The 17,998-nt window shown below is 56.3% G+C and carries 18 protein-coding genes and 1 pseudogene; 8 read left to right on the forward strand and 11 right to left on the reverse strand.

Annotated elements, in window-relative coordinates; all coding sequences use genetic code 11:
* Positions 1-60: 60 nt before the first annotated feature.
* Positions 61-1,125: an efflux RND transporter periplasmic adaptor subunit gene (locus INF77_RS19765; RefSeq protein ID WP_193032128.1), complete on the forward strand. Its 1,065-nt coding sequence runs from the start codon at positions 61-63 to the stop codon at positions 1,123-1,125.
* 9 nt (positions 1,126-1,134) lie between these two features.
* Positions 1,135-4,269 (forward strand): efflux RND transporter permease subunit, encoded by a 3,135-nt coding sequence (locus INF77_RS19770; RefSeq protein ID WP_193532190.1) that lies wholly within the window; start codon positions 1,135-1,137, stop codon positions 4,267-4,269.
* Here INF77_RS19770 and INF77_RS19775 read toward each other — a convergent pair.
* Positions 4,220-5,341 carry a YbdK family carboxylate-amine ligase gene (locus INF77_RS19775; RefSeq protein WP_192971444.1) on the reverse strand — a complete coding sequence of 374 codons (1,122 nt, stop codon included), beginning with the start codon at positions 5,339-5,341 and terminating at the stop codon, positions 4,220-4,222. The genes INF77_RS19770 and INF77_RS19775 overlap by 50 nt on opposite strands.
* 105 nt (positions 5,342-5,446) lie before the next feature.
* Between INF77_RS19775 and INF77_RS19780 the strand changes: the two genes are divergently transcribed.
* Positions 5,447-6,337, forward strand: coding sequence for an oxidoreductase (locus INF77_RS19780; RefSeq protein WP_193532191.1), 891 nt, complete (start codon positions 5,447-5,449; stop codon positions 6,335-6,337).
* A 53-nt stretch (positions 6,338-6,390) separates the two neighbouring features.
* Here the strand turns inward: INF77_RS19780 and INF77_RS19785 are convergent, their stop codons facing one another.
* The 3 genes from INF77_RS19785 to INF77_RS19795 are packed head-to-tail and all read right to left on the reverse strand — an operon-like array spanning position 6,391 to position 7,680.
* Positions 6,391-6,825 carry a hypothetical protein gene (locus INF77_RS19785; protein WP_193532192.1) on the reverse strand — a complete coding sequence of 145 codons (435 nt, stop codon included), beginning with the start codon at positions 6,823-6,825 and terminating at the stop codon, positions 6,391-6,393.
* Positions 6,822-7,178 carry a tlde1 domain-containing protein gene (locus INF77_RS19790; protein ID WP_045325586.1) on the reverse strand — a complete coding sequence of 119 codons (357 nt, stop codon included), beginning with the start codon at positions 7,176-7,178 and terminating at the stop codon, positions 6,822-6,824. The genes INF77_RS19785 and INF77_RS19790 overlap by 4 nt, the downstream gene beginning before the upstream one ends.
* 10 nt (positions 7,179-7,188) lie before the next feature.
* The gene (locus tag INF77_RS19795) at positions 7,189-7,680 is read right to left on the reverse strand and encodes an Hcp family type VI secretion system effector (protein WP_049137589.1); all 492 of its coding nucleotides are present in this window, start codon (positions 7,678-7,680) and stop codon (positions 7,189-7,191) included.
* A gap of 448 nt (positions 7,681-8,128) precedes the next feature.
* On the opposite strand from INF77_RS19795, the pseudogene INF77_RS19800 reads away from it, so the two are divergent.
* A pseudogene (locus INF77_RS19800) lies at positions 8,129-8,281 on the forward strand (ketopantoate reductase C-terminal domain-containing protein); the annotation flags it as partial.
* A gap of 246 nt (positions 8,282-8,527) precedes the next feature.
* On the opposite strand, the gene INF77_RS19805 reads toward INF77_RS19800, so the two are convergent.
* Positions 8,528-9,034: an ATP-binding protein gene (locus INF77_RS19805; protein WP_047364322.1), complete on the reverse strand. Its 507-nt coding sequence runs from the start codon at positions 9,032-9,034 to the stop codon at positions 8,528-8,530.
* Positions 9,035-9,285: 251 nt separating this feature from the next.
* Here INF77_RS19805 and INF77_RS19810 point away from each other — a divergent pair, with 251 nt between their 5' ends.
* The gene (locus INF77_RS19810; protein WP_023320086.1) at positions 9,286-9,888 is read left to right on the forward strand and encodes a site-specific integrase; all 603 of its coding nucleotides are present in this window, start codon (positions 9,286-9,288) and stop codon (positions 9,886-9,888) included.
* Positions 9,889-9,980: 92 nt separating this feature from the next.
* Here the strand turns inward: INF77_RS19810 and INF77_RS19815 are convergent, their stop codons facing one another.
* A complete protein-coding gene (locus INF77_RS19815; protein WP_193532231.1) occupies positions 9,981-10,865 on the reverse strand; it encodes a LysR family transcriptional regulator in 885 nt (294 codons plus the stop codon).
* Positions 10,866-11,038: 173 nt separating this feature from the next.
* Between INF77_RS19815 and INF77_RS19820 the strand changes: the two genes are divergently transcribed.
* Positions 11,039-12,175: an alpha/beta hydrolase gene (locus INF77_RS19820; protein WP_193532193.1), complete on the forward strand. Its 1,137-nt coding sequence runs from the start codon at positions 11,039-11,041 to the stop codon at positions 12,173-12,175.
* Between the two features lie 177 nt (positions 12,176-12,352).
* On the forward strand, positions 12,353-13,546 hold the full coding sequence (locus tag INF77_RS19825) for an MFS transporter (RefSeq protein WP_193532194.1): 1,194 nt from the start codon (positions 12,353-12,355) through the stop codon (positions 13,544-13,546).
* Between the two features lie 296 nt (positions 13,547-13,842).
* Here INF77_RS19825 and INF77_RS19830 read toward each other — a convergent pair whose 3' ends face one another.
* Complete coding sequence (locus tag INF77_RS19830) at positions 13,843-14,223, reverse strand: antibiotic biosynthesis monooxygenase (protein ID WP_193532195.1); 381 nt, start codon at positions 14,221-14,223, stop codon at positions 13,843-13,845.
* A gap of 53 nt (positions 14,224-14,276) precedes the next feature.
* Positions 14,277-15,170 (reverse strand): NAD(P)/FAD-dependent oxidoreductase, encoded by an 894-nt coding sequence (locus tag INF77_RS19835; RefSeq protein ID WP_193532196.1) that lies wholly within the window; start codon positions 15,168-15,170, stop codon positions 14,277-14,279.
* 122 nt (positions 15,171-15,292) lie between these two features.
* Here INF77_RS19835 and INF77_RS19840 point away from each other — a divergent pair, with 122 nt between their 5' ends.
* A complete protein-coding gene (locus tag INF77_RS19840; protein ID WP_370529630.1) occupies positions 15,293-15,952 on the forward strand; it encodes a TetR/AcrR family transcriptional regulator in 660 nt (219 codons plus the stop codon).
* Between the two features lie 191 nt (positions 15,953-16,143).
* Here the strand turns inward: INF77_RS19840 and INF77_RS19845 are convergent, their stop codons facing one another.
* From INF77_RS19845 to INF77_RS19855, 3 genes are all read right to left on the reverse strand, one after another.
* Positions 16,144-16,599, reverse strand: coding sequence for a hypothetical protein (locus INF77_RS19845; protein ID WP_059357462.1), 456 nt, complete (start codon positions 16,597-16,599; stop codon positions 16,144-16,146).
* Entirely contained in the window at positions 16,562-16,723 is a 162-nt protein-coding gene (locus INF77_RS23510; RefSeq protein WP_108780325.1) for a hypothetical protein, read from the reverse strand. The genes INF77_RS19845 and INF77_RS23510 overlap by 38 nt, the downstream gene beginning before the upstream one ends.
* Before the next feature lie 313 nt (positions 16,724-17,036).
* Positions 17,037-17,918 (reverse strand): LysR family transcriptional regulator, encoded by an 882-nt coding sequence (locus INF77_RS19855; protein ID WP_088205189.1) that lies wholly within the window; start codon positions 17,916-17,918, stop codon positions 17,037-17,039.
* Positions 17,919-17,998 lie beyond the last annotated feature (80 nt).

The raw sequence follows: 17,998 nt of genomic DNA on the forward strand, positions 1-17,998 counted from the left end.
ACCCTCGCCCCTTTGAGGAGAGGGCCGGGGAGAGGGGAGAAACAACGCTGAGGTACTCCCATGAAACTTCCACTCCTGTTCGCACTTCTTGTCAGTACCCTGCAACCCGTCTTCGCCGCCGCGGTCCCCGTTCGCGTCGCCACCGTGGAGCAGACCGCCCACGCCGCCGAGCGCCAGATCCCGGGCCGCATCGAAGCCATTCACACCGTTGAACTGCGCGCACGCACGGAAGGCGTGATAACGAAAATCAACTTCCGCGACGGGCAGTACGTGAAAAAAGGCGACGTGCTGTTCGAGCTGGACGACGCCGAGCCGCGCGCTGCACTGCGTCTGGCGCAGGCTGAAGTGAGAAGCGCTGAAGCCACGCTGCGTCAGGCGCAGCAGCAGCTTTCCCGCTTCGAAAGCCTGGGCAACAGCAACGCCATCAGCCGTCACGACGTGGACAACGCCCGCATGCAGCGCGACGTGGCGAGCGCCGCGCTGGAGCAGGCGAAAGCCCGGCTCGACACCCGCAGCGTCACCCTGAACTACACCCGCATCACCTCGCCGATTGACGGTCGCGTGGGCCACAGCCAGTTCCACGTGGGCAGCCTGGTGAATCCTGCCAGCGGCGTGCTGGTGGAGGTGGTCCAGCTCGATCCCATTCGCATCGCCTTTGCGCTGGAAGAGGGCGCGTTTGCCACCAAAGCCGGACAGCACGCGGATATCAGCGCCATGAAGCAGGCCTGGCAGGCGCTGATCGACAGCAACGGCCAGCGCGTCGGCGGGGAACTTACCTCCGTGGACAACCGGATCGACCCGCGCACCGCCAGCGTGATGCTGCGCGCCGAGTTTGCTAACCCGCGCCACCAGCTGCTGCCCGGCGGCAACGTGAACGTCTACCTGCGTCCGGCGAGCGAGCAGCCGGTGCTGACGCTGCCTGCCGCCGCGGTCCAGCAGAACGGCGACGGGTTCTTCGCCTGGGTGGTTAACGCCGACGGCAACGCCGAAAGGCGCCCGCTGAACGTGGCCGGCCAGATCGGCCAGCAGTTTCAGATTGCCTCCGGCGTGAAGCCCGGTGAGCGAGCAATTACCGACGGCGCGCAGCGCGTGCAGCCCGGCGCTGCCGTCCAGATACTCAATTAAGGAGCCATCATGCTGACGTTTTTCATCAAACGCCCGCGCTTCGCGATGGTGATTGCGCTGGTCATCACCCTGCTGGGGGCCATCGCGCTGAGGATTATTCCGGTAGAGCAGTATCCGCAGATCACCCCGCCGGTGGTGAATGTTTCTGCCAGCTGGCCGGGCGCCAGCTCGGCTGACGTGGCGGAGGCCATCGCCACGCCGCTGGAGACGCAGCTTAACGGGGTGGATCACATGCTCTATATGGAGTCCACCAGCTCGGATGAAGGCACCTACAGCCTGAACATCACTTTTGCGGCGGGGACCGATCCGGACCTCGCCGCCATCGACGTGCAAAACCGCGTGGCGCAGGCCGTGGCGCAGCTGCCGACCGAGGCACAGCAAAACGGCGTGCAGGTGCGCAAGCGCGCCACCAACCTGATGATGGGTGTAAGCCTTTACTCACCGAACAACACCCACACGCCGCTATTTGTCAGCAACTACGCCAGCACGCAGGTGCGCGAGGCGCTGTCGCGTCTGCCGGGCGTGGGACAGGTGCAGATGTTTGGCGCGCGGGACTACAGCATGCGCATCTGGCTGCGTCCGGACCGCATGAACGCCCTGAACGTGACCACCGATGACGTGGCGCAGGCGCTGCGCGAGCAGAACGTGCAGGGAGCGGCGGGCCAGATCGGTACGCCACCGGTATTCAACGGCCAGCAGCAGACGCTGACCATCAACGGGCTGGGGCGCTTAAGCCAGGCCGAAGACTTTGCCGACATCATTATTCGCGCCGGGGAGATGGGCCAGCTGGTGCGCCTGAAGGACGTCGCCACCATCGAGCTCGGCTCGCGCAGCTACAGCTCGGGCGCACAGCTGAACGGGCATGACTCTGCTTACCTTGGCATCTACCCAACGCCGTCCGCCAACGCCCTGCGCGTGGCCGACGCGGTGCGCGCGGAGCTGGAGCGTCTCTCGACGCGCTTCCCGGACGACCTGGTCTACGAGGTAAAATTCGACACCACCACCTTTGTTGCCGCCACCATTAAAGAGATTGGCGTCTCGCTGGCGCTGACCATGCTGGCGGTTGTGGTGGTCGTTTCCCTGTTCCTGCAAAGCTGGCGCGCGACGCTGATTGTCGCCCTCGCCATTCCGGTGTCTCTGGTGGGCACCTTTGCGGTGCTCTACGCGCTCGGCTACTCCGCCAACACGCTGAGCCTGTTCGCCATTATTCTGGCGCTGACCATGGTGGTGGATGATGCCATCGTGGTGGTTGAGAGCGTCGAAACCCTGATGGCGGAAGGGCAGAGCCGCACGGCGGCGACCGCGCTGGCGCTGCGCCAGATCGCCGGGCCGGTGATTGCTACCACGCTGGTGCTGCTGGCGGTGTTTGTGCCGGTTGCGCTCCTGCCGGGAATTGTGGGCGAGCTGTACCGCCAGTTCGCGGTGACGCTCTCCACCGCCGTCACGCTCTCAAGCCTGGTGGCGCTGACCCTGACGCCCGCGCTCTGTGCCATGCTGCTGCGCCCGCGTCCGGCGAAGCCTGCCGCGATTTTCCGTGGGTTCAACCGTGGGCTGGACGCCACGCGCACGCTTTACACCCGGATAGTGAGCGTATTCAACCGGCGTCCGTGGCTGGCGCTGCTGGCCACCGCAGGCGCGGCGGCGGTGGTGGCGTTCAGCTTTATGTCGATGCCAAAGGGCTTCCTGCCCCAGGAAGATCAGGGCTACTTCTTCGCCAGCGTCCAGCTGCCGGAGGCGGCCTCGCTGGAGCGCACCGAAGCGGTGATGGCTACCGCGCGCGCGCTGATCGCTAAAAACCCGGCGGTGGAAGACGTCATTCAGGTCTCCGGGTTTAACATCCTCAACGGCACCAGCGCCTCCAACGGCGGGTTTATCTCCATCATGCTGAAGGACTGGAGCGAGCGCCCGCCGCTGGACGAGGTGATGGGCACCCTTCAGCGCCAGCTGCTGGCCCTGCCGGAAGCGACCATCATGACCTTCGCGCCGCCGACGCTGCCGGGGCTGGGCAACGCCTCTGGCTTCGACCTGCGCATTCAGGCGCAGGCGGGGCAGAGCCCGGCGGAGCTGGAGCGCGTCACGCGTGAGGTGCTGGCGAAAGCCAACCAGCATCCGCAGCTGAGCCGCGTGTTCACCACCTGGAGCAGCAACGTGCCGCAGCTGACGCTGACCGTTGACCGCGAGCGTGCGGCTCGCCTCGACGTGCCGGTGTCGCGCATCTTCAGCAGCCTGCAAACCGCCTTCGGCGGCACCCGCGCCGGGGATTTCAGCGTCAACAACCGCGTCTACCACGTGGTGATGCAGAACGAGATGCAGTGGCGCGAGCGCGCGGAGCAAATCAGCGAGCTGTTCGTGCGCAGCAACAGCGGCGAGCGGGTGCGTCTGAGCAACCTCGTCACCATCACGCCGACCGTCGGCGCGCCATTTATTCAGCAGTACAACCAGTTCCCGTCGGTATCGGTAAGCGGTTCGGCAGCGGAAGGGGTAAGCAGCAGCACCGCGATGGCGGCGATGGGCGAAATTCTGGCGCAGAGCCTGCCTGCCGGGTACGACTACGCCTGGAGCGGCATGTCGTATCAGGAGCAGCAGACCGGCAACCAGGCGGTATGGATTGTGCTGGCGGCGGTGGTGATGGCGTGGCTGTTCCTCGTCGCCCAGTACGAGAGCTGGACGCTCCCGGCGAGCGTGATGCTCTCGGTGCTGTTCGCCATCGGCGGGGCGCTGGTCTGGCTGTGGCTGGCGGGCTACGCCAACGACGTGTACGTGCAGATCGGTCTGGTCTTGCTGATCGCCTTAGCGGCGAAAAACGCGATTCTTATCGTGGAGTTCGCCCGCGCGCGGCGGATGGACGGGATGGCGATTGTCGATGCCGCGCGGGAAGGGGCATCGCGCCGCTTCCGCGCGGTGATGATGACCGCCGTGTCGTTCATCATCGGCGTCCTGCCGATGATGCTGGCGACCGGGGCGGGTGCCCAGAGCCGCCGCATCATTGGCACCACGGTGTTCAGCGGCATGCTGGTGGCAACCGTGGTAGGGATTGTGTTTATCCCCGCGCTGTTCGTGCTGTTCCAGCGCCTGCGCGAGTGGGGCCACGGCCTTACGGACTCGTTGCCCACAGCTCGCAGTGCTTCTGAACCAGAGAAATAAGCGAGCCGCCGTCGGCGATGAAGTCCCGCATGCGCTGCGCCTCGCTCTTGCCCTGCTTTAACAGCAGGGCAATTTCATTAATTGCGCTCGTTGCGCCGAGCTTCTCGGCCGACGGCGCAACCTGCTCCAGCAGCCAGGCGATATCCTCCGCCACGGTTTTGTGCTCGCCGGTATGCACGTCCGTCAGAACCCCCTCCAGCCCGTAGCGACACGCCTGAAAACGGTTAAAGCGGTACAGCAGAAAATCCCGCTCCTGATGCTTATACGGCCGAGTGGTCAGCAGCCAGTGAGACGTGGCCTGGATCAGCCCGGCGATATTAATCGCGTGGCCGAGCGTCAGCGGGGTATCCATCACCCGTACCTCAACGGTGCCAAAATGCGGGCTGGGGCGGATGTCCCAGTGCAGATCTTTAATGCTGTCGATCATGCTGGTAGCGCTCAGGCGTCGGAAAAGCCCCTCGAACTCCTGCCAGCTGTTAACCCACGGCATCTGGCCGTTATCCGGGAACCCCGAAAAGATATTGAGCCGCGACGAGGAGAACTTCGTGTCGGTGCCCTGCATGTACGGCGAGGCGGCCGCCAGGGCGATAAAGTGCGGCACGAAGCGCGACAGGCCGTGCAGGAGATAAATGGCGTCATCCCCGGTCCGGCAGCCGACGTGCACGTGCTGTCCGAACACCGTTGCCTGCAAAATCAGGTAGCCAAAGCGCTCCAGCGTGACGTTATAGCGCTCGTCGTCGCACACCTCCTGACGCTGCCACTTCTGGAACGGGTGCGTCCCGCCGCCGCAGATCTGGATGTGCTGCTCCGCCGCCGCGCGCAGGATGCTCTGCTGCATCACTGAGAACTGCGCCGCCGCCTGGTCAATGGTCTGGCACACGCCGGTGGCGATTTCGAGCATGCTTTCGGTGATATCGTGTTTGACTTCACCGCCTTTGATGTCGTCTTTGACGGCGGCGATGAGGGCAGAGGAGTCCTGGCTCAGATCGTAGCCCGGCGGGTTAACCACCTGCAGTTCGAGTTCGATGCCGAGGGTGAACGGTTCAGAGGATTTGAAATCAGGTAAAGGCATGGCGCACTCCGTTGTCTGTTGTGTGTTGAGTATAGACAACGACGTGGCGCTCACTTTTCAGGGTGGTATAACTGTTAGCAGGCTTAGCGAAAAGAGGGGTTAACCATGTCTGAGAATCCAGTGATTGCGCTGATTGGTCCCGGTGCGATTGGCACCACCATTGCCGCGGTGTTGCATGACGCTGGCCGCATGCCGCTGCTCTGCGGACGCACCGCGCATCCGGAATTACGCCTGCGTTACGACGAGGGGGAAACGGTTGTGCCCGGTCCGGTATTCACCGATCCGTCCGTCATTACTCGCCCCGCAGATCTTGTTTTTGTGGCGGTAAAAACGACGCAAAATTCCGACAGCGCCGGGTGGCTGCGCGCGCTGTGTGATGAAAATACCGTGGTCTGCGCGCTGCAAAACGGCGTAGAGCAGAAGGCGCAGCTTGAGCCTTTGGTCAGTGGCGCAACGGTGCTGCCGTCGGTGGTCTGGTTCCCGGCGCAGCGCGAGCCGGATGCCTCCGTCTGGCTCCGGGCGAAGCCGCGCCTGACGCTACCGGACGCGCCGCAGGCGCAGCGGGTGGTCGAAGCGCTTCGTGATACGCGCTGCGCGGTTGAGCTCTCGGAAGATTTTGCCACCGTCGCCTGGCGCAAGCTGCTGCAAAACGCGGTCGCCGGGCTGATGGTGCTGGCCAACCGCCGCGCCGGGATGTTCAGGCGCGAGGATGTCAGCGAGCTGGCGCTGGCCTACCTGCGCGAAGGGCTGACCGTCGCCCGCGCTGAAGGGGCGAAGCTGAACGATGACGTGGCGCAGGAGATCCTGGCGAACTTCCAACGCGCGCCCGTGGATTTGGGTACGTCGATTCTCGCTGACCGCCAGGCGGATCGCCCGATGGAGTGGGACATACGCAACGGCGTGATCCAGCGCTACGGACGCAGGCACGGCATTGCGGTGCCCATCAGCGACGTGGTGGTGCCGCTGCTGGCGGCGGGGAGTGAGGGGCCGGGGTGAGCCCGGGTCTGGAGTGAAGGAAAGACCCGGCCGTTGTGCACCGGGTAGCGTCTCTACTTAGCCTGACGGGCTTTCTCTGCTTTCAACTCTTCCATGGTTGCCTCCAGAATCCAGAGGCACTGAGCACCGTCAAACGTTTCCAGCAGCGCCTGGCGGGTACGCTGATAGAACGCGTCGATTTCTTCGGGGGATTTCTCTAAAGGCGGCGTGCAGACAATATCGCTGCCTACCATGTGCGGCCACTTTCCGGCGTCAATGGTGCGGAGCGCTTTCAGCGTTGCGTTCGTGTTTGTTATGAGCGCTGCGGCTAAGGCGTCCTCCAGCTGTTGCGCCTGCTTGACGTCTGCCGTGGCAGCCAGCGTTGGGGCTTGCGCTATCCAGTTTGCATCACCAGAGGCGATTCCATTAAGTGCTGAGGGCCAGTCAGTGCTGGCTGCAATGGCTGGGACGGCGAGCGCACATAGCAGGAGTTCGATAGGGTATTTCATCGCACGACCTCAAGGTCACCGCCGTCACGAAGGATTTTACGTCGCGTTGACAGTGAGAGAATGATGCACCCCTCTGATGCAAACCCGGCTGGACCATACTTGTGGTCACCATGAATGCGGAATTCTGAGCGACCAAAACTCTCTCCGGAGGTTTGCTCAAGGATGATTGTAATTGGTCCTTTTGAATTCGAATGACCCGCGATTTTATATGTCCCGCGAGGCAGTGGCCCCAGTCCCTTTACATGCTGACGGTCCGGGTTGTTTTTATTCGTAAGAGCTCCGGAATATCCGGTTTCAATTAATTTGCCGTCTTTATACATCTTGCCGGTAGACTGCTCATACTTCCATACCATAACGTTCTCCTTATGCCGTTTTGCGATCATTCCAGCTATCAGAATGCATGATGTTACCGTCGACATAGCGCCAGGTAATTTTTTCATACAGCAGTTCTACCAGCTCAAGATGGTTATGTTTCTCATAGTCAGGATCTTTGACGTCAAGCATCATTGGACAGACGCTGACGATCGTCACTCCTTCCATAAGGCTGGAAAAATATTCCACTTCCTGGCCGGCATCGTTGATACGGTAAAACTTTACCTCTGCGGATTTTAGCTTCTGACCTGTGCTGACAGCCTTGTACAAATAGGGGCTGGAGGCGTCGATCTCTTTATCGAAAGAATAAGGGGAATGGACGCGAAGACTTGTTGCTTTGCCGTTATGCTTGTCCGTGGGTTGCATTACGCCGTGGTTCAGTGCGATTAACTCAATACTTCCTTCACGACCATGTATATCGACAGAGCCTTTGATGTCGGCACCACCGTCGTCTTTGAGCCATAAATAAGCGGGAATAGCCATTTGTATAAAACTCCATTTAAGAAAATCCTGAAAAAGCCTTTTGGTTAAGTTGGTTAGGTAACCATGGTGACGCTAGCGCTTATAAAGTGGGTCGTCAATTTTTGTACGATTTGGATATTAAATGATCTGCATTTTCGTTGATATAAATTAAGAAAATGTGGGATCTTACGGTTTGAAACTCGAAAATTTATTAATGATTAATGCCATGGTTTTACTTAAGTATTAATTAAGTGAATATTGATTGAAAGTCTAATAAATATTTGGGCTGTTATTAGGTTTATATCTATTTAACGATTTATTAATTGGTTAAAAGCTCATAATGGTTCGTCAGAATACCCGCAAATCCCTAGCGACATGCCTGAAACGGTTAAAGAGGTTAAGCAGAAAATCCTACTTCCGAGGCTTATATAGCCGTCTGGTTAGCTGCCAGTGCAGATCTTTTATGCTGTCATTCCTGGCCGACCGTCAGGCGGATCGCCCGATGGAGTGGGATATCCGCAACGGCGTCATCCAGCGCTACGGCCGCAAACACGGCATTGCGGTGCCCATCAGCGACGTGGTGGTGCCGCTGCTGGCGGCGGGGAGTGAGGGGCCGGGTTAACGGCCGCTGTTTTTCCGTTCGGCAAAGTAATGGGCGGCCGTGCTGCCCATCGCTTTTCTAAACAAGGTGATAATCGCATTCATACCTGACAGTGGCGGCGGGCCGATAGAGAGGAAGGGAGATGAATATGAATGTCCGCTCTGGGCCAAAAGCAGACGTTGAAAACATTGTAGAATCGAATATTGCTATAAAAGCTAGAAGAATTAATAAGCCGCCAGCAGACGGCTTATGTGTAGAAAGGTAGATTCAGCTGTATTCAACGATATTAAACCCTTCATCAGCAGTTGGTTCTGAGAAATAATGCGTTATGATTTCAAATTGTTGATCTGAGGTCGAAAATTCATGTTCTCCTTCTGCATTACGCACGCGTAAGCGGGATTTACATACGTCATCAGAAACTTTCAGATAGTGCAGCTGATTACTGGCACCTGACTCCATAATAATGCTCATCATCCATTCACGATTTGTTTGTGTGTTTGCCGGAAAATCAAGAACTACTGATAAACCAGCTTTTAGTAGTGACACCAGATGAGGCTTCATGGCATTTCTTAGTCTTAATGAATACTGCACATAATCAGATATGGATTGCATTTCATTAGCAAAGAGGGTAGCCAGCCAGTGATCCTCGCTGACAATTACAGTCCCAGGTGATGATCCTAATTTTGCTGACAACGTGGATTTTCCTGATGCAATTTTTCCACATAACAAGTGCAGGACAGGTTTTTCAGGCGTCGTGACTGCATTTATGTCCATTGTTTACCTCACTGGATTGTTACCGGTAAGGCCCGCCTTACCGGCGGGAAAATGGCGAACGTTATCCCACCTGAATTCGACAGGTGATAATAATGATTGATTCGAATAGCACAAAGTGTGTTTTCATCGACATTCAAGTTAACAGGGTTTGGATGAAAAACCAGCATTTTTTCACTTATACGCTTAATGTCCGCTGTTCGCTCATAAGAGACAACCATACTCAAATCTCCCACATTGCAGGAGATTTGAGTATGAACACGTCACCGTGGAATAAAGACCGTATCATAGGCCAAAAAAGACCACTTCAGATATCTCATATCTGGGGGATCCGAATCCGGCTTGAACTGGAAGGTAAAACGCGTGATTTAGCTCTGTTCAATATGGCCTTAGACAGTAAGCTACGAGGCTGCGATCTGGTGAACCTCAAAGTATCTGATGTTGCATATGGTAGCTCGGTTTCAAGCAGAGCAACGGTGCTGCAACAGAAAACCGGTAGCCCTGTGCAATTTGAGATAACCAAAGGGACAAGAGAAGCTGTTGCTGCATTGATAAAGCTTGGCAATTTGCACAGTAAAGACTTCTTGTTTCGGTCTCGGATCGGAACTAACCGGCACATATCAACCCGACAATACAGCCGAATTTTTCATGGGTGGGTAGAAAAGCTTGGTCTCGAAGCTTCGCTTTACAGCACACATTCCATGAGAAGAACAAAACCTTACCTGATATACAAGAAAACCAAGAATCTCCGGGTGATCCAACTTCTGTTGGGCCATAAGAAACTGGAAAGCACTGTCCGTTATCTAGGCATCGAAGTCGATGATGCGTTAGAGATCTCTGAATCGATTGAAGTCTAAGGTTGTCAGGGCTGCAACAGCAGCCCTGTGCCAGGAGCGGACGTTGTTTTTCAACTATTACCCAGGCCTGCGAACCACCTCATCTTTATCCCTTAAATTCTCAATGTATCGATAACCGCTCTTAGAGCGGGTGACACATTGCGGTGCGGATAATAGAGATATGAACCTTCCAGGCGCTGACTGTAGCATTGCAAAACTCTGATCAGCGCCCCCTGTTCTATATCATCAGAAACCAATTCCTCCGGAACATAAGCCAGTCCCAGGCCTAGCCGGGCGGCTTTGGCTTCCATATAGCTGTCAGCAAAGGCCCATTGTCCCTGAGGTTGATGGGTTATCTTTTTACCGTCTTGATTGAGTTCCCATGCATACAGGCTGCCGTCTCCAAACTGGTAAGCGATGCAGGGATGAATAACTAAATCGGAGGGAGTTTGCGGAAATCCGTAGCGACGAAAGTGCTCGGGCGTGCCGACAACGGCCATCTCCATATCGGGCGAAATGCGCACAGCGACCATACCGCTACCTACTTCCGAGCCCAGACGTATACCGGCATCGAAGCGCTCAGCAATAATATCGACAAACCGGCTTTCGCTGATGAGCTCCAGCCGAATATCTGGGTAGCGTTGTTTAAACACCGCCAGCTTCGGCAGCAGCACTTTATCAATGGCGTGCTGACTGGCATTAATACGGACCGTACCCGATGGGGTATGGCGATAATGGGCCAGCGTGGCAAGCCCCATATCTAAAGCGTCAAATCCAGATTCGACGGTTCGATAGAGCAACTCGCCGGCATGGGTGAGCGATAACTTGCGCGTGGTACGCACCAGAAACTGCACGCCCAGTCGTTCTTCCAGCTCGCGCACTGCACGACTAATTCCTGACTGCGCCAGGCCAAGCCTCTGCGCGGCGGCAGTAAAACTCCCTTCTCGCACGACCTGCATAAACAGATAGAGATCGTTATAGTTTTCCCGTTTCGCCATCATCCTTCCCCTGCTGCCGCATCACAATTCAGAACAATATGTTATCAATCTTAGCATTTTTCACCCTCTAATCAGTACTATTTCTGCTAACTATAATGTGCGCATTGCAACAAAGCACAGCAGCGTTGTCCGTAGGAAACCTGTTTCTGGCACGTTTTATGAAGGGGATTTTGATGACTGCTTTCACCCAAAAATTGACAACTGCGATACCCGCCCTGTTGTTATGCGCATCATTAAGTGGAGTCACAAATATGAGTTACGCTGATACAGCCAATCCGAACGCGCCCGTTTCGCTGGTCGAGAAATGGGATAAAACTTTTGCTGAGAGCACGAAAGTTGATCACCGTAAGGTGACCTTTCCGAACCGGTACGGGATCACCTTAGTCGGGGATCTCTACATCCCGAAGGATCGTGGTGAACGCAAGCTGGCAGCTATTGCAGTTAGCGGCCCCTTCGGGGCGGTGAAAGAGCAATCCAGCGGCCTGTATGCGCAGACGCTGGCTGAACAGGGATTTGTCACTCTGGCTTTCGACCCTTCATACACGGGCGAAAGCGGCGGCTACCCGCGCAACGTCGCATCTCCGGATATCAACACCGAGGATTTCAGCGCGGCGGTTGATTTCTTAGGTCTGCAAAAAGAGGTGGATCGCAACCGCATCGGGCTGCTCGGTATCTGCGGATGGGGCGGCATGGCCTTAAACGACGCCGCGATGGATACGCGTGTCAAGGCGGTGGCGACCAGCGTGATGTATGACATGAGCCGTGCGATGGGGCATGGCGTGGGCGATGGCAAAGACCGCTATACCACTGCCGATCGTCGTGCCGTATTGCAGTATCTGAACACGCAGCGCTGGAAGGATGCGGAAAATGGCGCTTTCGCGCCAGGCGGGCATGACATTTATGTTGATGAGAAGGGCAACGTCACCGCTTCCGATCGTATTCTGCCGGAAACTCTGCCCGCGAATCCAAACCCAGTATTGAAAGAGTTCTTTGATTATTACCGCATGCCGCGTGGTTTCCATGAGCGTTCGGTCAACTCAACCGGTGCCTGGAATGCAACCATGCCGCTGTCATTTATGAATATGCCGCTGCTGAGTTACGCCAATGAAGTTACTATCCCTACACTCATCGTGACCGGCGAAAAAGCCCATTCACGCTATTTTGCTGAAGATGCCTTTAAGGCAATCGGCAGCAAAGAGAAAGAGTTAGTGATTGTCCCTGGGGCAAACCATGTTGATCTGTACGACAACGTTGCGGGTAAGATCCCATTTGCCAAATTTGAGCAATTTTTCAAAGCAAACTTAAGGTAACCCGAAAGGTTTACCAGGCCACCTGTCATAAACGGGTGGCTTTTACCTGCCTGGTGTGACGCAGAATATGTCACATCGCCCCATATTCTCACCCACCTATTATGTCGTTATTCCCTGAATAACTTCTGACCCGACTGCGCCTGAATCTGGCTGGTTCGATATTAAGGGATGCTAATAATGTCCACTGTAAGTCTAAAACCATCATACGAAAAAAAGCATGCATACTGGAGCGGCGTATTTGCCATGACGCTTTGCGTGTTTGTGCTGATCGCTTCTGAGTTTATGCCAGTCAGCCTGCTTACGCTCATTGCCCGCGATTTGCACGTTACCGAAGGGTTGGCAGGGCAAGGAATTGCCGTCTCTGGCGCGCTGGCGGTGCTGACCAGTCTGACTATCTCCCATATTGCCGGGGATCTAAATCGTAAATATCTTCTGCTGGGGCTGACGGTCTTAATGGCCATATCGGGAATAGTTATCACCATAGCGCCTGACTATCCGGTTTATATGCTGGGGAGGGCTCTGATTGGCGTCGTCATCGGAGGGTTCTGGTCAATGTCGGCTGCAACCGCCATTCGGCTCGTGCCACAGCACCAGGTTCCCCGCGCACTGGCAATTTTTAACGGCGGTAACGCGCTGGCCACCGTTGTGGCTGCGCCGCTTGGTAGTTATCTGGGGACAACGGTCGGTTGGCGTGGGGCCTTTTTATGTCTCGTCCCTCTTGCGATAGCTGCGTTCATCTGGCAATGGTTCAGCCTGCCTTCGATGGAAAGCGATAAAACACAAAAACCACAGGGGTCTGTGCTTCGTCTGTTCAGCGTTGCCATCGTACCAACGGGAATGCTTGCCTGCGGGCTCTTCTTTATGGGACAGTTTGCTTTGTTTACCTACGTGCGCCCCTTTCTGGAGAGCGTCACCAGAGTGGGACCTTCTAACCTTTCTCTGATTTTGCTTGCAATAGGCATAGCAGGTTTTGTCGGCACAATGATCGTCTCAACATTCCTGAACGCCAAATTTTACAAGACCTTAATCATGATCCCGTTGCTTATGGCCGCGATTACTGGTGCGTTACTGCTGGTCGGACACCACATCTGGGCCGTTGCCGTATTATTAAGCCTGTGGGGGCTACTTGCGACGGCTGCGCCAACAGGATGGTGGACATGGATAGCACGAGCGTTACCCGAAGATGCAGAGAGGGGTGGTGGCCTCATGGTTGCGGTGATCCAGCTATCGATTGCGCTTGGTTCAACGGCTGGAGGTCTGGCATTCGACAGTCTGGGATGGAGAAGTGCATTTGGTTTAAGTGGTTTGTTACTACTGGGGGCGGTAGTGATGACATATGCAACATCCCGTCAAAATAGGAAGGTACACTAACGCAATTCTTTTATATCTGGTGTGTGCTCTTTAAGGACATACGACAGAGGGGCGAATGTCCGCTCCTCGCTCTCAGCGGACCTTCAGCTCAGTTAGATCGTCCGCTCTGTGCCAGGAGCGGACATTGGAAGTAAGTATCATTAATGTTGTCTATGCTGTGCGAGAGACGTTAGTTTCTTTTTGGCGAGATAACGTTATCTCGTCACAAAAGGTTTTACTCCGCCTTCGAGTCTCCCAGCTCAGCATCGACAACTGGGTGGAGATATCAGCCGTCGCACTTAGCCATATTTCCGGAGTCAGGCCGTGCAGAAGCCGGGGACGGCGACCTTCTGAAACAGGTGCGGGCTGGCTACAACGGATGAAGGATATGCTGGAAGTTTCGCGAGGAACTCGGGATCAGTGAAGGCCGCACGAACCGCCTCGGTGGATTCCCATACTACATAGTTCAGGTAAGTCGGATTATCGCCGATAGCACGATGTAGTTGCATGGAAATGAAGCCCGGTTGCTTCGTTATGACTTCGGCTGCCGCTTTGAAAGCGCTCAGGAAGCCTGCTTCGTCGGCGGGTTCTACGACCGTGAAGAGGTTGAGGAGCACGAGAGGCCCGGCCTCGATACCGAGTTGGCGGTCAAACGGAAATTTCTCGTCCAGCGGTTTGAATGGTTTTACGGCGGCCATGGTGGTGCTCCTGTCTATTGTTAATTTAACTGGATGATAGATGCTGTTTGTCCTCAACTGAGCATCGACTGCTGAGCGAAGATACCCGCCATCGTGCCTTGCCATGCTGCCGTAGTGACCGAGGGGATACCGGGGTTGGCAAGGTCACCTGCGGCGTAGATGCCTGGCATGCTGGTTTCACGGCGATCATCGGTCTTGAGGGCGATGCCGGTTGGTGTATTGACCGTGGCGAGGCCCAGCGCGTCATGAAGGCTTGCGGACGGCCTAGTACGTGGATGCGCGAATAAAATATCGACTGAAACATCAGAGCCTGTTTCGATCTTGATGGTGGCACTATGGCTCCCGTAAGATTCGATTTCGCTGATCCTGCCATCAACTATAGGTACCTGGCGGGCGGCCAGATCGGCCCGTATGTCGGGGGGGATGTCATGACCGTTGCCAAAGACAGTCAATCTGTCTGTCCAGTCATGGAAGAGCCTGACCTGATTGTGCGACTGCGGGCCAGACCAGACGAGGCCCCAGTGTTGGTCGGCGACTTCAAAGCCGTCGCAGTAGGGGCATGGTATGATGGACGTCCCCCAGCCATCAGCAAAGCCAGGAATATCAGGCATCTGGTCAGCGACGCCATAACTCAGAATCAAGCGGCGCGCCCGCAGGCTTTCGTTATCGTCCGTGAAGACGCAAAAATCGTCGAGGGTGCCCGATACGCTCTCGGCCCGTGCGTTGACCTGCTTGATCGTTGGATAACGCGCCAGTTGCTGCCGTGCCTCGACCAGGATGTCCTGCGGTGGCTTGTGATCGTGGCCGAGCACGCCGTGCGAACGGCCAGCAAAGCGATTGCGTTGCCGACCAGTATCGAGGACCGTGACCTTGCGACGGGCACGGCCAAGCTGCAGGGCTGCAGCAAGACCGGCAAAGCTGCCTCCGATGATGATGACGTCATTCATGGTGATGAGTTCCATATTGAGGATGTAAGGAGATGAGCCAGTTCTGGCGCACCTTGCACATTTATGAAACTACATGGTATCGTAATTAAATAATTAGGATACTGTCAAGGACTGTATTTATAGTGACCAATCAAAACAACCCGTCCCGGCGGGGCCGCCCTGTCAACGAGGCCCTTGGCCAGACAATCATTAAGGCCGCCTCCGAACTATTCGTAGAAATGGGATTTCAGGCGACGACCCTGGACAAGGTCGCCCAGAGGGCGAAGATATCCAAACTCAGCATCTATCGGCATTTCGAGAATAAGGAGGCGCTGTTCAGTGCGGCTATTGTGGCCGGTTGCCAACAGTTGTTTGCACCTCAGGTTCTTCTTGAAGGCGTCGATGGTTCAGTTGAAGATCAATTGATGGCGGTGGGAACATTACTGCTGCGCACTCTGTTGAGACCCGATGTAAGTAGCGTCGAAGCTATGGTCATGGCCGACAAGACGAATCAAAAGTCGTTAAGCAAGCTCCATTACGAAGCCGGCCCCGCTCATGTCATCGCCCAAATCGAAGTCCTTCTACGTCAGTTTCAGGAGAAGGGGCTTCTGGAGGTTCCCGATCCTCTTCAGTCCGCTCGCTTGTTTGCCGCGCTTTTCAAAGGCTCCGACCTTCTGATTATCGCGCGCTTCGATGATGCCAGAGCAGGGGATGACAACGAAATCGAATCATATTGTCGGTCGGCCGTCGGCATGTTTATCGCCGCGCACGGTGGCACCCAGGATGCGATATCACGGCTGTGACCTTGCCCTATATTTTCGCTCACGTCATGGTCGCAGCGTAAAGCTCAGGCGTGATGCATTTTCGCGCCTTCAAGCCACCTGAATGTCCGCTGTTCGCTCTTAACGGACATTCAACAAACTACTCTGTACTTTGAATAAGGCCAAAGTCCTGCTTTTTACCCCAGCAGAACCCCGGCCACCCATCACCCGCCTCAGTGCGCCGTTATATAAGGCTCCTTCACAAACTCCGCCAGCAGCCAGACCATATCATGCAACAGCCCGGTGAGTTCTTTCGCCACGCTCGCAGGTAATGTCCCGCCCATTACTGCCAGCGTTAACGCCACGGCATAATCCACCTGTAGCGCCGTTTCTTGCCAGCACTCTGGCACGCAGGAGGTAATCTTTTCCCCCGCAATGAGCCGTTCCACCAGATACGGTGGAAGTTCTGAGTCACAGCACTCGCGCAGCCGTTTCAGCGCAGCCAGCAGTCGCTCGCAAAGGGTGGCAAAAGTCACCGCGTCGTCCGTTTCAACCAGCACGCTCACATATGCAGTGCAGGCATCAGCGAGTTCAAAGAGATCCGCAGACTCAGGCAGTTGCAGGTGGAGAAGGTGATGAACAGCACTTTCTTCAGAAAGTGCATAAGACAGAGAAGGGATAGTTGTCATGTGATTTTCCTTTTAAAACGTACTCCAGACCACCACATAAGTTCCTACGCTCATGGGTGGTTGCGCTGACGGAGGTAGGAATACCGCACATGACTAACGGCCAACCTTTCGGTTGCTCCGCCAGCGCGACCGTATTTTAACGGGATGAGCGCTGTCGCGACAAAAATAATTGCCGTGTCATGTTATGCGGGTTCCTACGCCCGGTTACGGATGTGCCGCAACGCAGGCACTTTACGGCGATGAAAAAAGGAAGGAAAGGGGAAACCCCTGAATTACATAAGGTTGCTTAAAAGTTTGCGAGGCGGCTTCCAGAAAGGCATTGCCGGGTGGCGGCTACGCCTTACCCGGCCTACAAAACCGCGAACAAGCCAACCAACCCGCGACACGAACCGTAGGCTCGCGCAAGCGAAGCGCCGCCGGGCACAGCCGCGCTGCCGTCACCCTTCGCTCAACATCGCCAGAAACCGCTTCACCGTCCGCGAACGTTCGAAGCGCCGCCAGCAGAGTGCGATATCGGTATAAAGCTCCGGCGAGCGCAGCGCGTGGTAGGTGACATTCGGTGGTGAAATGGCCGCCATGGATTTCGGCACCAGCGCGAACCCGCCGCCGGCGGAGACCATGCTCAGGGAAGAGGAAAGCTGCGACGACTGCAGCGCGCGCTGCACGTTTATTCCGGCCCGCTCGCAGCAGCCGTAAACCCGGTCATACAGACCCGGCGCGACTTCCTGCGGGAACAGCACCACCGGCGTATCCCGCAGTTCCTCCAGCGCCAGATCGCCGCACGTCGCCAGGGGATGATCGCGATGCAGCGCCACCACCATTGGCTCCCGGTCGAGGATTTTTAATTCGAACACCTTGCTGCTTTCGCACGGCAGGCGCACAAAGGCGATATCCAGCTCACCCTCCGCCAGCATCGTGGTCAGCGACGACATGTTGGCTTCCACCTGGTGAACCTGCACTGCCATGTTCTGCACCTGAAACTGGCGGATCAGGGCGAAGATTTTGGGATGAAAGGCATCCGAACTGGTAATGCCAATCGACAGGCTGCCGTTCAGCCCGCGCGCGATGCCCCGGGCTTTCTCCAGCGCGGCGTCGCTCAGCGCCAGGATCTTACAGGCGTCCTCATAGAAGGCTTCTCCCGCCTCGGTCAGCTCCACGCCCCGCGTCAGGCGCCTGAACAGCGGCGTGCCCACTTCCTCTTCGAGCCGTTTGATCTGCTGACTCAGAGGAGGCTGTGAAATACCCAGCGCGTTGGCCGCCCTGGTGAAGTGTCGCTCGCGTGCTACCGCGACAAAATAGCGCAGATAACGAAGTTCCATATCAAAAACGTCTCAAACCAGCATGGATTCTATATTGGAACTCTCTGCTGAATCGGGTCAACATTTATTTAACCTTTATA

Origin of the sequence: Enterobacter cloacae complex sp. P1B, from assembly GCF_014982345.1 — a bacterium.
In the GTDB taxonomy this organism is placed as follows: domain Bacteria; phylum Pseudomonadota; class Gammaproteobacteria; order Enterobacterales; family Enterobacteriaceae; genus Enterobacter; species Enterobacter bugandensis.